9 protein-coding genes are annotated in these 13,405 nt (G+C 62.7%); 6 read left to right on the top strand and 3 right to left on the bottom strand.

Annotated features, from left to right (window positions below):
* Positions 1–49: 49 nt before the first annotated feature.
* On the bottom strand, positions 50–295 hold the full coding sequence (locus tag KIT25_02885; GenBank protein UYN95906.1) for a superinfection immunity protein: 246 nt from the start codon (positions 293–295) through the stop codon (positions 50–52).
* Positions 296–733: 438 nt separating this feature from the next.
* Between KIT25_02885 and KIT25_02880 the strand changes: the two genes are divergently transcribed.
* Entirely contained in the window at positions 734–1,564 is an 831-nt protein-coding gene (locus KIT25_02880; GenBank protein UYN95905.1) for a hypothetical protein, read from the top strand.
* A gap of 173 nt (positions 1,565–1,737) precedes the next feature.
* Here KIT25_02880 and KIT25_02875 read toward each other — a convergent pair whose 3' ends face one another.
* Positions 1,738–2,232 (bottom strand): hypothetical protein, encoded by a 495-nt coding sequence (locus KIT25_02875; GenBank protein ID UYN95904.1) that lies wholly within the window; start codon positions 2,230–2,232, stop codon positions 1,738–1,740.
* A 243-nt stretch (positions 2,233–2,475) separates the two neighbouring features.
* Positions 2,476–3,690 (bottom strand): integrase family protein, encoded by a 1,215-nt coding sequence (locus tag KIT25_02870; protein ID UYN95903.1) that lies wholly within the window; start codon positions 3,688–3,690, stop codon positions 2,476–2,478.
* 361 nt (positions 3,691–4,051) lie between these two features.
* On the opposite strand from KIT25_02870, the gene KIT25_02865 reads away from it, so the two are divergent.
* The 5 genes from KIT25_02865 to KIT25_02845 all read left to right on the top strand — a co-directional run bounded on the left by KIT25_02865 (position 4,052) and on the right by KIT25_02845 (position 13,263).
* Positions 4,052–5,461, top strand: a complete 1,410-nt coding sequence (locus KIT25_02865) for a tyrosine-type recombinase/integrase (GenBank protein UYN95902.1) — start codon at positions 4,052–4,054, stop codon at positions 5,459–5,461.
* Positions 5,462–6,897: 1,436 nt separating this feature from the next.
* Positions 6,898–8,160 carry an efflux RND transporter periplasmic adaptor subunit gene (locus KIT25_02860; protein UYN95901.1) on the top strand — a complete coding sequence of 421 codons (1,263 nt, stop codon included), beginning with the start codon at positions 6,898–6,900 and terminating at the stop codon, positions 8,158–8,160.
* Positions 8,157–11,300, top strand: coding sequence for an efflux RND transporter permease subunit (locus tag KIT25_02855; GenBank protein UYN95900.1), 3,144 nt, complete (start codon positions 8,157–8,159; stop codon positions 11,298–11,300). The genes KIT25_02860 and KIT25_02855 overlap by 4 nt, the downstream gene beginning before the upstream one ends.
* On the top strand, positions 11,297–12,730 hold the full coding sequence (locus tag KIT25_02850) for a TolC family protein (GenBank protein UYN95899.1): 1,434 nt from the start codon (positions 11,297–11,299) through the stop codon (positions 12,728–12,730). Before KIT25_02855 ends, KIT25_02850 begins: the two co-directional genes overlap by 4 nt.
* Before the next feature lie 164 nt (positions 12,731–12,894).
* Positions 12,895–13,263 (top strand): hypothetical protein, encoded by a 369-nt coding sequence (locus KIT25_02845; protein ID UYN95898.1) that lies wholly within the window; start codon positions 12,895–12,897, stop codon positions 13,261–13,263.
* The last annotated feature ends 142 nt before the right edge of the window (positions 13,264–13,405 follow it).

Here is a 13,405-nt window from a genome sequence, read left to right as displayed (position 1 = left end):
ATCAAGTCGCGTACCGTTCGACGCCGCGCCGAGAAACGCCAGGGCGCGATCACCGGCGTCTCGAGCGGCGCCGGCGCCGCGACGGCAGGTCGTCCTCGAACTCGGACTTGGTGGCGAGGCGATAGGCGACGACCCAACCCACGATCGTCCAGCCCAGCAGCAGATTGAGCAGGAAGATCGCGCCGGGCCGCGGCTGCTTGCGGGCAAGCGCCATGAACGAGGGCCACAGATAGACGATGGCGACCACGGCCACGATGACGGCGCCGACCCAGCCCCGCATCATCGCCGGCGGCACGTCGTCTCCTCGCCCGTCATCCGGCGTCGATCGCCGTCGTCCCCGTGTTGCTCGCCGGCGCCCGGCACGCCCCGATCATCCTCCCGACACCTTTGTTGGGACCGAGACTAAGGCAGGGGCGTAAGCTTGGATACTGGTGCCCCCGGTCGGACTCGAACCAACACTTCCGTGAGGAAACCTGATTTTGAGTCAGGACGAAACGCCAATGAAATCAAGTCTTTTTGGCATTAGGTGCAGAATAGGTGTTCCGGAACGCGATGCCCGGTGAGGAACTATGAGACCTCCGTTTGGCGTCGAGCCGGGCTTGGGTCTGATCCGGTGGCAGTTGGAGCGCACAAGCTCACACTTCTCAGCCTCGGCCAGGGTGTCCGATGCCGGCCACCGGCCCCACATGCAGTCCGGTAGGTAGGGATGGCAGAAGTCCGCTAAGGTTCGCGGATGGCGGTCCGCAAGACACCCGAAGGCAATAAGGCCCCTCCAGGTAAGTGCATCTTCTGTGGCTTCGCGGGGAAGCTCACGCGCGAGCATGTCATGTCGCGCTGGACCCACAAAAGGTATCTACCGCCACGGACTATGCGGAAGTACCGGCAGTTGCGGGCAACAGCGCAGCGGCAGAGCACGACATTCAAAATCGGCAAGGTCGCCGGAGACATCCGTGATTGGCAGGTGCTCTGTGTTTGCGAAAAGACCTGTAACAACGGATGGATGCGCAAGCACGTCGAGGATATGGCTCGACCGATCCTCAAGGAGCTGATCGCCGGCAAACCACTCATGCTAACGCCTGAGATGCAGGCCAAGATCGCTTCCTGGGCCGCGCTCAAGGTGATGGTCGCAGAGTACGGAATCGGTGAGCACGTCACGACGCACCACACGCAGCGGAAGCGGATGATGCGGCGCCAGCTGCCACCGGATCGTGGGTGGGGCGTGTGGCTCGGCGCATACAAGCGCGGGGCGTGGCCCAACTACTGGACTTCGACGCCTTTCCTTTTGCTGCCGGACGCTCGTGCTGCGGCGCGGCCGGACAAAATTGCCACCTACTACAACAGTCAGGCTAGCACCCTTGCGATTGGCGAGTTGTTCGTCGTGGTTCTCCGCTCACCAAAGGAAGACTTGCCCCGCAGGTTCCCGTTCCGACCACCTGACAAGGGCACGCTATTTCGCATCTGGCCGCCGACGACTACAAATATTCGATGGCCCGGCAAGGTCATGAGCGATCGGGATGCGGATTACACTGCGCACGCCTTCAAGGACTTCATGGAGAAGAGCTAGCGTGGCAAGCTAGTCTGAACCAGTCCGAGTTTTGACGGAGCCGTCCGGTTTGCCGGCGTTGATGCTCATCCTGAATTTGAGTGCCAATAGCAGCGCATCGACCGCAACTTACCGTCGATTGCAGCACACAACGCAAAAACCCCGAAAGGGGCTTGCGACACTCTCGATCACGATCACTCATCGAACGCCGTGCGCGAGTCGCCGTCGGGATAGCGCGGGTCCTGGCGCACGTCGATCGCCATGCCCTTGAGCAAGTGATTGCGCTCGCCCTCGGGGATCATGACGCCCGTGTCTCGCTCGATCTTCTGCATGTACTCGCTGAAGGCTGCCTTGGAGAGCGTGGTGGTGCTTCGGTAGAGCTGTACCTCTTTCGCCTCACCTTGGGCCGTATAAACGATTCTAGGGGGTAGTTTGAGGTACTGCTGCTTGAAGTGCTCGTGGAGCACGTCGCGGTCGTTGCCGGTCTCCTCCTCGATGAGTGTGAGATAAAGCCAGTAGAGGCGGTTCTGCCCATCTGAGCGCGACGGCGCTTTGTCCGTAACCGTAACCCATACCTTCGCGCCTTCGGCCAGTTTGCGGATGCGGGTGAGATAGTAGCGAGGTGAGTTGAAGGCGAGCCGCTTGCGGCCTTCCTGCACGACGATGGTGCCGGTGAAGGTTTCGGTCATATTTGAGGATAGTAAGGGGTAAAATCCTTCGGCTTGCGCAATGATGGCGAGGGGTGGATGAACAAGGTGCAGATGCAATCGGCAGAAGACCTTTACGGCAAGCTGTCTGCGTCCATGTGGGACCTATACTTCGCCCGGCATCACGCAAGGCATCTCATCAAGAAGAAATGGCATAAGCACTTTGCTCAATTGCGCGGCGAAGCGTACTGGCATCAAGCCGCTTACACGTCCGCTCTCGTCACTTCATACACGAGACCATTCACATGGGCCAAAGGGTGGCCGCAGTTCCCACTCGAATTGCTTGGCTACGATGCCGCGGAACTCGAACTTCACACGCGCATGCTCGGCTTGAGAAACGAAGAGTTTGCTCACACAGATTCCAAGACCTACCGGAGAAAGATCACGAGGGTTCACGTTCACGGGTCTGACCCGATTGAGAGGTATTTCGTCCCGAGATATAGCGTCACCGCGCGAGAGGCTGCCGACTTGTTGAGGATGATAAACAAGGCGGTCGACGCGATCGCGAAACGGATCAAGGAACTCGAAGCTCTTCTCAAGGCAACACCTTAGCTTGCACCGCGCCAAGAGGTCGTTGTGCGGGTCCGTCCAGTTGTCCCACGGTTCGCCGTCGTCTCCGGTGAACAGGTGCCCGTCCCCCTGCGGTAGCAGGGAATGGAGTAGGTCCCCGTAGGGAAACGTGAACTCCTTGTTGGTCTTCATGAGCTCAGCAGGCCAGGTGATCTGGCGGCTGCCGCGGTCGATGAAGTCGGAGTGGAGGTTGGCGATCTGCCCGAGCCGTTGGCCGGATGCCAGGAGAACGCGGTACAGGAGGCCGTACGTGCCCATGTCGAGGCTTGCCTGCCAGATGGTCCGGAACTCGTCCGGAGTGAACAGGCGCGACCTGGACTTGCTCTTGGGCGGCTTCTCGACGCCCTCAAGCGGGTTCGGGATGTCGTACCGCCTGGACCACCGGAAGAACGTGAACGCGGCCGTGTAGAAATGGCGGCGGATGGAGACCTTCTCGATCTCGTCCATTATCTCGACCAGTCGCCACTTCTTCGCGTCGTTGAGGTTCTTGCCGGTTAGGGCAGGCTTGAGGTGGCGATTGAGGAGCCGGGTCGTCTCGTAGACCGTCGAGTCCTTGTTCTTCTCGGCGTAGGCCTTGAGGAACGTGTCGAGCGCGTCGTCGAAGGAAACCTCGGGAGCCATGTCGGCCGGAGCCTGCTCCCGCTGCCCGACGATGATGCGCGCCTTCTTCCGCGCGTCCTGAAGCGACACGTACGGGTACTTCCCGAGCGTGTGCCGCTTCCGCTGCTTTCCAGATCCGACCAAGAGCATGAACGTCTTGGTGCGCTTGCCGACGCGAAGCGTGAGCCCCGCGAACGTGTCGTCGGTGTAGTCCTTCTGGCCCTCCTTTTGGAGCGGCAGGGACCTCACGACCATATCGGTTAGGTGCATCCTAGGTGTTCCGTGCCTTGGTGTAGTGGTGAAGAACCTTGCGGCTCTACGCACCATTCTACCAGACAGGGACTGCCGGATATGTCAAGCGGGCCAGCGTTTTACGTTACTCATGAGCAAGCATGAGGTGGTGCCCCCGGTCGGACTCGAACCAACACTTCCGTGAGGAAACCTGATTTTGAGGGGTAACAGATGGCCTATCCTAATTCTAGCCGGCGGCCCGCCACAGTACGATAAGCGCTTGATCCATCTGGCATTTCCGCTTCGTATCGTGATCCAGTCCTAGCCGGTCGTACGCCACGGTTGGATTTCTGGCTGCACTTATTCTGCACCTGAAGTCCGGCCTCGTCGGAGGATAGGAATGACAAGACTCAAACTCACGAAGACCGTCGTGGACGCCGCTCGGCCGGAGAAGGCTCCTTACGAACTCCGCGACGCAGCGATACCGGGTTTCCTGCTCAAGGTCACGCCGACCGGCCGCAAGGTCTTCATGGTGGCCTACGTCGCCAACAACGGCCAGCGTCGCAAGCCCGCCATCGGCCGCTTTGGCGAGATCACGGTTGAGCAGGCCCGGGCCATCGCCCAGGATTGGTTGGCCGACGTCCGCAAGGGCAAGGATCCGAGTGCGGAGAAGAGCGCCGCGCGCCGGGCGCCGACAGTGAAGGAGCTCTTCGAGCGCTTCATCGCCGACTACTCCGAGCCGCGCAACAAGCCCTCTACGGTCGGGGCCAACCGCGGCTACGGCAAGCTCTACGTCATCCCCCATCTCGGCCAAACCAAGGTCGCCGACGTCACACGCTCGGATATCTCAGGCCTTATGAAGAAGATGTCGAAGTTCCCAACGAACGCAAATCGGGTGCTCTCGGCGGTGCGTAAGATGTTCAACATGGCGGAGGTCTGGGGCATGCGTCCAGACGGATCGAACCCATGCCGCCATGTTCCAAAGTTCCCAGAACGAGGAAAGACCCGGCTGATCACCGATGCAGAGTTGAAACGACTGTATGCCTATTTGAGCAAGGCGGAGGACGAGGGCCTCGAGCACCCGTTCATCCTCCTCGCCATCCGGCTACAGTTCGAGTTTGCGGCTCGGATGTCGGAGATCCTCAAGCTCGAATGGGCCTGGGTCGATCTCGACAACCGTCGTATCGAATGGCCCGACAGCAAGACCGGCGGCATGTCGAAGCCGATGAGCGCCGAGGCGGTCCGCCTGGTCGAGGCGGCGCCGCGTTTGGAAAAGTCACCCTACGTCTGCCCATCTATCTTGGATCCCAACCGGCCGATGCCGAAGCACACCTATTACAAGGGTTGGCAGCGCATCCTCGGGCGTGCAGGGCTGCCGCGCATCGGCACACACGGCATCCGGCATCGCGCGGCCACCGATATCGCAAATTCCGGGATCCCCGTGAAGGTCGGCATGGCGCTCACGGCGCACAAGACGGTCACGATGTTCATGCGCTACGTTCATACCGAGGATGATCCGGTGCGGGCAGCGGCCGACGCCGTGGCGTTTCGACGTCAGGGTCTGATCGGGGGTGCCGCGGCAGCGACTGCGGCGACGTCAGCTCCCGCGCCGATCATCGCGCCCGAGACGGTGGCGGAATCGACGGCAGAAGGAGGCAAGCCGCTTGGCTTTGACGACGGCAACTACAGATCTCGAACCAAGCTCGGAAACTATCGGCCGTTTCGTCACCGTGGTGGCCCGAACCGGGCTGTTCCTCCTGGTACTAAGCGGACCGCAGATCAGGCGAAGGAGGCAGCCGTTGCCCGATAGGGCTAGCAGGCTGTTGAAAAGTCGGGGTTCACACGATGACGAGAAACAAGCGAATCGACGGACACGCAATCTTGAATCGATCATGCGTCATGGCTGTCGTTTGCGAATTAACCTTGCCCATCAGCACCCTTCAAAAGCCTATTTCAACAACCTGCTGGGCCAAGTGAGCTGAGGTGCTTCCCTTTTTGGCATCGCGCGTGGCGCCATCTGTCAGGTTGTCTAGCGCAATCTCTAACTCAGGGGCGGAGTCGAACCACCGCCGCGAAGCACTTGTTCGTCTAACTCGCCCTAGCGCATAGGCAGACCAGCGACGTCTCCTTGCCCGTCAAGGCCCGCACCCCTTCGAACGCGCAGTTCAATTGCGAGGCGCAGCGATCACAACTTGCGGACGCAAAAACCCGCCGGTTAGGTCGGCCGATCTGCGCAAGTTGAGCTGGTTGCGGGGGAGTGCAACCAGCTCAACTTGCTTCTCCAAGCTGCCGCGTAAGTCGTCTGCAACTCGAGAGCGGCACCGGTAGACCATTCACGCTGGCACAAGTTGGCCCATCCGCCTCTCGAATACACGGGGCTGCATCGTAGATGAGGTAGTGCGGGAAGCGAATGAGGTCTTCTGGAGAATTTCGGCTGTCCGCTGCGAGCAGAAATTGACCGTGCTGACGCTCGATCCAGTCCGTCAATTGCCAGACTCAACACCCAGCTATCTCGATAGCTCGCGCAACATCATCGACATATCAACCTTATGCTACGCGTGCAGTTCCGCCGAGCGATGCCCAACTACTTGCTGACCAACCGTTCGACCACAGTCGAGGCGACGAGCCTCCACAAGCACTACCGAGGCTACGGAATACTAGCCCCAGAAATGGCGTCCAATGCATCACCGACAGCGCAATCCCCAAGTCGATGGACTGCGAGATGACGCACTCCCCAACATGGGAGCAGTCGGCGGCAATGTTCGATAGATGCGGTAGCGGTAGCGTGATGACGGGCCTGTGATCAAGCTGCCCTTGGCACGTTGCTGTCAGTGGCGCATCATTGTGACATGGAGCGTCTTCGCGCCCTCGCTGCCCTCCTTGGCTGCCTTGCTGTGCTGGCTGGTTGCGTGATGACCGTTGCCACCGCATCGGCGCGCGTTGCCGCCGACATGCCCTGCACGCAGTGCGACGATTGCGACAGCATGCCCTGCCATGCCCCGACCGCTGGCTGCTTGAACGTATGCATAGGGGCTGCGCCGTCCCTCGGGGTAGCGGCATTCCTGACCTCGTCACCTGCAGCCAAAGAGTGTTTCGGCGCCGCCCACCCGGCGCTGTTGACAGGCCTGTCACCACCCCCCGATCCCTTTCCACCGCGCCTGATCTTCTGACCGTCGCTTGAACGTCGCGTGCTGCCGCAGGTGAGCCTCGTCGGGTGCACTACGGCTGTCGGAAGGGATCCTACTCATGTCGAACATCGAAGGCCGAAAGGCCGGTCGCGGATTCGCGGTTGCATTTGTCGCGGCCCTGGCCGGTGCCGCCGCTGGGGCCGGCATCGTGCTGTGGCTGAACGGCGCGCAGCTATTGACCGCGAGCGTCGCCTCGTCCTCATCCGAGGCGCCCGCGCCGACCGGACCTTGCGGCGGCAAGGTCAAGTACTACCGCAATCCAATGGGCGCGCCCGACACCTCGCCCGTACCGAAGAAAGACTCGATGCAGATGGACTACATTCCCGTCTGCGAGGAGGAGGGCTCGTCAGAAGACAGCAACATCGTCAAGGTGAGCCTCGACCGCGTACAACGGCTGGGCGTGCGCAGCGAGGCGGTCGAGGAGCAGACGCTCGCCCGCGTCGTGCGCGCCTTTGCTACCGTGCAGTACGACGAGCGTCGCCAGACGGTGATTGCGCCCCGATTCGGCGGCTGGATCGAGAAGCTATATGTCAGCGCCACCGGCGATGCCGTGACCCCGGGACAGAAGCTGTTCGAGGTCTACAGCCCCGAACTGAACGTCCTGCAGCAGGAGTTCGTGCTGTCGCGCGGCACTCAAGGCAGCGCCGACAACCGCCTGCGCAACCTCGACTACCCCGAAAGCGATCTGGAAAAGCTGCGCCGCGGCGAGCGCCCACCACGCACCATTGCGGTGCCCGCGCCGACAGCCGGGACGGTGATCGAGAAGATGGCGGTCAAGGGCATGCGCTACCAGCCCGGCGATACCCTGTTCCGTATCGTAGATACGTCGGTGATGTGGGTGCTGGCCGAGGTCTACGAGCAGGATCTCGCTTTCGTCAAAGTCGGCGACATGGCCATGGTCACAGTGAACGCGTGGCCCAACCGGCCCTTTGCCGGCCGCGTCACATTCATCTATCCCGGCGTCGGGAAGGACAGCCGCACGGCACGCCTGCGCATCGAGGTCGCCAATAGCGACGGGCTCCTGCGTGCAGACATGGCAGCTACCGCGGAAATCGAGGCACCGATCCCCGGCCGGTGGGTGGCCGTGCCGGAGTCGGCAATGATCGACAGCGGCAAGCGGCAGATCGTGTTGGTCGAGCGCGGCGAAGGCCGCTACGAGCCTCGGCCGGTGAAGTTCGGCGCCCGGGTGCCGGGCTACGTCCAGGTGTTGGGAGGTCTTGAGCCCGGCGAACGCGTCGTCACCTCTGCCACTTTCCTGATCGACGCCGAAAGCAACCTGCGAGCCGCGCTTGCGGCGTTCACCGCTGGGGGCGGCAAATGATCGCCGGGATCATTCGCTGGTCCGGGCGCAACCTGCTGCTGGTCTTCATGGCCACCCTCGCCCTTACCGGCGGCGGACTCTATGCGATCGGCCGCATCTCGCTCGACGCCATCCCCGATCTCTCCGACATTCAGGTGATCGTCTACACCGAGATGCCGGGCCAGGCGCCGCAGGTGGTCGAGGACCAGGTCACCTATCCGCTGACGACTGCCATGCTTGCGGTGCCTCGCAGCAGGGCTGTGCGCGGTTTCTCGTTCTTCGGCGTGTCGTTCGTCTATGTGATCTTCGAGGACGGCACCGACATCTACTGGGCGCGCAGCCGCGTACTGGAATATCTCAATTCCGGCGCCCAGAAGCTGCCGGCCGACGTCCGGCCGACGCTGGGGCCGGACGCCACCGGCGTTGGCTGGGTCTATCAATACGTCGTGGTCGGTGCCAACCGTTCCCTGGCCGAGTTGCGCTCGCTGCAGGATTGGTACATCCGCTTCGGCCTCGCCAAGGCTGAGGGCGTGGCCGAGGTGGCAAGCGTCGGCGGCTTCGTGCGGCAATACAACGTCGTGGTCGACCCAGTGAAGCTGCGCGGCTTCGGCGTGCCGCTGGCGCGCGTTAACTCGGCGATCCGCGCCAGCAATCGCGAGGTCGGCGGCAGGGTCGTCGAGATGGCCGAGACCGAATTCATGGTGCGGGGCCGCGGCTACATCAAGAGCATCGCCGATCTCGAGCAAATCGTCCTGCGCGCCGACGGGCCGGTGCCGGTGCTGCTGCGCGACGTTGCGCGCGTCGAGTTCGGCCCCGACGAGCGGCGCGGCGTCACCGAACTCGACGGCGAGGGCGAAGTGGTGAGCGGCGTCGTTCTGCAGCGCTTCGGCCAGAACGCGCTCGACGTGATCGCCAATGTGAAGGCCAAGATAAAGGAACTCGCGTCGGGCCTGCCCGAGGGCGTCCGCATCGAGCCGGTCTACGACCGTTCCAATCTGATCTATCGCGCCATCGAGACCCTGGTCCATACGCTAATCGAAGAGAGCATCGTCGTGGCGCTCGTCTGCTTCGTGTTCCTGTTGCATGTGCGCTCGGCGCTGGTGGCGATCATCACCCTGCCGGTCGGCATCCTGATGGCGTTCGCCGCGATGCACGTGCTGGGGATCGGTTCCAACATCATGAGTCTCGGCGGCATCGCCATCGCCATCGGCGCCATGATCGATGCAGCCATCGTCATGATCGAGAACGCCCACAAGCACCTGGAGCGCCTGAAGCCGGGCCAGTCGCGGGCCGAGGCGATCGTCGAGGCTGCCGTCGAGGTCGGACCGGCGTTGTTCTTCAGCCTACTGGTTATCACCGTGTCGTTCTTGCCGATCTTCGCACTGGAGGCCCAAGAAGGGCGGATGTTCAAGCCGCTCGCCTGGACCAAGAGTCTGGCGATGGCGGCGGCGGCATTGCTGTCGATCACCCTCGTGCCGGCATTGATGCTGCTGTTCGTACGCGGTCGTATCCTGCCGGAGCATCGCAATCCGGTGAACCGGGCACTGATCTGGCTCTATCGCCCGGCAATCCATCTGGTATTGAAGGCGCGCTTGGTCACGATCGCGGTCGCACTTGCCGCGCTGGGTGCGACGGCGTGGCCGGCGATGAAGCTGGGCACCGAATTCATGCCCGCGCTCGACGAAGGCACGCTGTTCTACATGCCGACGACGCTGCCGGGCCTCTCGGTCACCAAGTCGGCCGAGCTGCTGCAGACCCAGGACAAGATTATCCGCTCGTTCCCCGAGGTGGCCTCGGTTTACGGCAAGAGCGGTCGTGCCGGAACCGCCACCGATCCCGCCCCGCTGGAAATGTTTGAAACGGTGATCAATCTCAAGCCACGATCGCAGTGGCGGCCGGGCATGAACGTCGATGGATTGATCGCCGAGTTGGACCGGGCGTTGCAGTTCCCCGGCGTCAGCAATTCCTGGACCATGCCGATCAAGGCCCGCACCGACATGCTGGCCACGGGCATCCGTACGCCCGTCGGCATCAAGCTGCTGGGCCGCGACCTCGGCGAACTGGAAACACTCGCCCGCCAGGTCGAGGCGGCGGTCCGCACTGTGCCCGGCACCACCAGCGCCTTCGCCGAGCGGGTCACGGGCGGCTCTTTTCTCGACATCGTGCCCGACCGCGCGCGGCTGGCACAATACGGCGTGCTGACCGAGGATCTGCAGCAGGCGGTGTCGAGCGCGCTGGGCGGCGAGGCGGTGACCACCACGGTCGAGGGACGCGAACGCTACACCGTCAACGTCCGCTATCCGCGCGACCTGCGCTCCGACCCGCGGACCATCGCCTCCGACGTGCTGGTCTCGACCATGCGCGGCGGCATGATCCCGCTCGGCCAGCTCGCCGAGGTGAAGGTGAACCAGGGGCCGACCACGATCCGCACCGAGAACGCCCAGCTCGCGGTCTATGTCTTCGTCGACTATCGCGACCGCGATCTCGGCAGCTATGTCGCCGATGCCCGGCGCGCCGTGCAGGAGAATGTGAAGTTTCCGCCCGGCTCGTACGCGATCTGGAGCGGCCAGTTCGAGTTCCTCGAGCGGGCCGAGGCCCGGCTGCAGATCGTCGTGCCGGCCACGCTGCTGCTGATCCTGGTGCTGCTCTATCTCAACTTCCGGCGCCTGACCGAGACGCTGATCGTCATGCTGTCGCTGCCCTTCTCTCTGGTCGGCGGCTTCTGGTTCGTGTGGTGGATGGGCTTCAACATGAGCGTGGCCGTGGCCGTGGGCTTCATCGCCCTGGCCGGCGTCGCTGCCGAAACTGGCGTGGTGATGCTGATCTATCTCGACCAAGCCCTGAAGGAACGGCAGCGACGCCGCGAGGCCGAAGGCCGGCCGCTGGACCGCTCGGACCTGCGGGCCGCCATCATCGAAGGCGCCGTCGAACGCGTGCGGCCAAAGATGATGACGGTGACCGCCATCATGGCGGGATTGCTGCCGATCCTGTGGAGCACCGGCACCGGCTCGGAAGTAATGCAACGCATCGCCGTGCCGATGATCGGCGGCATGGTGAGTTCGACCCTGCTCACCCTGCTGGTGATCCCGGCACTCTACGCGCTGGTCAAGGGCTGGCACCTTCCGCTCGCACCTGCGGTCGATCGGGGGGCGCACGCATGAGATACCTGTCCTTTGCGGCCGTTGCGGTCTTGCTCGCAGGCTGCGCGCAATTTTCAGCCGACGGTGGCATGACCGACGTTGCCCATAGCGTTCAGCAGCAGATCGGCAAGGAGGTGGTCAAGATCTCGACCGACGCGCAGGCCGGGCGCGCCCGTGAGAAGGTGACGGCCCTGCTGGCCGGGACACTATCCGCCGAGCAGGCCGTGCAGGTCGCGCTTCTGAACAACCGCACGCTCCAGGCTGTCTACAACGAACTCGGGATTTCCGAGGCGGCGTACGTCCAAGCCAGCCTCCCGCCCAACCCGGCGCTGTCCCTGATGAGGATCGCCGGCACCGGCGTCGCGAACTTCGAGGTCCGGCTCATCGGGGATATTCTGAGCTTGATCACTCTACCCAGGCGTACTGCGATTGCCGCCGAGCGCTTCGGACAGGCGCGCTACCGGGCGATCGAGGCGACATTGCGCCTCGCGGCGGACACACGCCGCGCCCATGTACGTGCCATCGCCTCACGGCAGCAGGTCGACTTTCTGGAGCAGACCCGCGCCACCGCCGACGCGGCCGCCCGACTGATCGCTGGCATGGGCGAAGCTGGTGGCGGCGACCAACTCGACCAGGCCGAAATCGCTGCATTCCGGGCCGAGATCGGCACGCGCGTCGCACAGGCAAAGCTGCAGGCCCATCGCGATCACGAGGCACTCGCGAGGTTGCTTGGCCTTTCCGGAGCTGGCTTGGACTTCAGGCTGCCTCGGGAACTACCGCCCCTGCCGCTGTCACTGGACAGCTTGAACGATGTCGAGGTCGAGGCGATCAAGCGTCGGGTAGACCTCGAGATCGCGCGCCGCGAAGTTACCGCCCTGGCCAAGTCACTTTCGCTCACCGAAGCCACCCGCTACGTCTCCATGCTTCAACTGGCGGGGATCTTCAACAACGAGACGGCAAACCCGCTGACCAACTTCGACACTGCCATCAACCGCGGCGGCGGCCAGGTCGACCTCCAGATCCCGATCTTCGATACCGGCGAGGCTCGCACGCGCACAGCACGTGAAGCCTATATGCGCGCGCTGAATCTCCTGGCCGGCCAGGCCGTCGACGCTCGTTCCGAAGCGCGCGTTGCCTACGAGACCTACCGCGCCACTTACGATATCGCGCGCTCCTGGCGCGACCGCGTGTTACCGTTGCGTCAGCGCGTCTCGAAGGAAATCATGCTGCGCTACACCACCGGCGTCCTCGCCGGTGAAGGCCTGAGGGTCGATCTATTCAAGTACCTCACCGACACGCGCGTACGCATCGCGGCAAATGCGGCGTCGCTCGACGCGCGACGCGACTTCCTGCTCGCCGCCATCGACCTCCAGGCGGTGCTGACGATCGGAGGTGAAACCGCAAGCAAGTCGGCATCAACCGCCAAGACAACCTCCATAGACATGCAGTGACCATCTGCATGTCTCAGGTACCAAGCGGCCCCTTTCTGTTGGGCGTGAATATCCGTGCGGCAGATTGACCTGGATCAAAACAATACTTCTGCGTCGAGGCAATAGTCGGCCCGAGGGATGAGCATGGTGCTTGCCGACTGCATTGAGTTGACGAGGAGAATCTCATGAAGTTTCACGGTATCGCAGCCCTCGCAGCCATGGGGTTCGTGACCTCGTGTGGGCCGATGTCTTCCGGGCGTGTCCAGGACCTCAATGTAAGAGACTGGGTCGGGCACAGCTCACAGCATTTGATCCAAGCATGGGGGAAGCCTCATCATGACGACGCAATGCCCGACGGTGGTCGCGTGATCGGTTACTTGATCGTCAATCAGGCCATCACCGGACCGAAGTCGCAGGTCATCTTCCAGGCACAACGATGCATGATCACCTTTACCGCAGGCGCTGATGGCATAATCGACGACGCAAATGCGACGGGGGCCAACTGCCGGATTGGCCCGCACGCGACACTGCACCCCCCAGCAAAAAAGTCTTGATAGTCTACATTCGTCGTCAACGCCTCAGAGTATCTGCTTCTCAGAAGTACTTTGCTACGTTGATGCTGGAGGTTACATGTCACCAGTCATCACCCGGAGTCCCAGCATCGTAGTTGTGTGTGGCCTACGAGCCGATTGTGGT

Origin of the sequence: Enhydrobacter sp. (assembly GCA_025808875.1) — a bacterium.
Classification (GTDB): Bacteria; Pseudomonadota; Alphaproteobacteria; order Reyranellales; family Reyranellaceae; genus Reyranella.
This window is presented reverse-complemented; position numbering and strand designations above follow the sequence as displayed.

What these genes read in the sequence shown, in the direction of transcription:
- KIT25_02880 (UYN95905.1), top strand. Translation starts at nt 734, where the DNA reads ATGGCGGTCCGCAAGACACCCGAAGGCAATAAGGCCCCTCCAGGTAAG.
- KIT25_02855 (UYN95900.1), top strand. Translation starts at nt 8,157, where the DNA reads ATGATCGCCGGGATCATTCGCTGGTCCGGGCGCAACCTGCTGCTGGTC.
- KIT25_02865 (UYN95902.1), top strand. Translation starts at nt 4,052, where the DNA reads ATGACAAGACTCAAACTCACGAAGACCGTCGTGGACGCCGCTCGGCCG.
- KIT25_02845 (UYN95898.1), top strand. Translation starts at nt 12,895, where the DNA reads ATGAAGTTTCACGGTATCGCAGCCCTCGCAGCCATGGGGTTCGTGACC.
- KIT25_02875 (UYN95904.1), bottom strand. Translation starts at nt 2,232, where the DNA reads ATGACCGAAACCTTCACCGGCACCATCGTCGTGCAGGAAGGCCGCAAG.
- KIT25_02850 (UYN95899.1), top strand. Translation starts at nt 11,297, where the DNA reads ATGAGATACCTGTCCTTTGCGGCCGTTGCGGTCTTGCTCGCAGGCTGC.
- KIT25_02860 (UYN95901.1), top strand. Translation starts at nt 6,898, where the DNA reads ATGTCGAACATCGAAGGCCGAAAGGCCGGTCGCGGATTCGCGGTTGCA.
- KIT25_02870 (UYN95903.1), bottom strand. Translation starts at nt 3,690, where the DNA reads ATGCACCTAACCGATATGGTCGTGAGGTCCCTGCCGCTCCAAAAGGAG.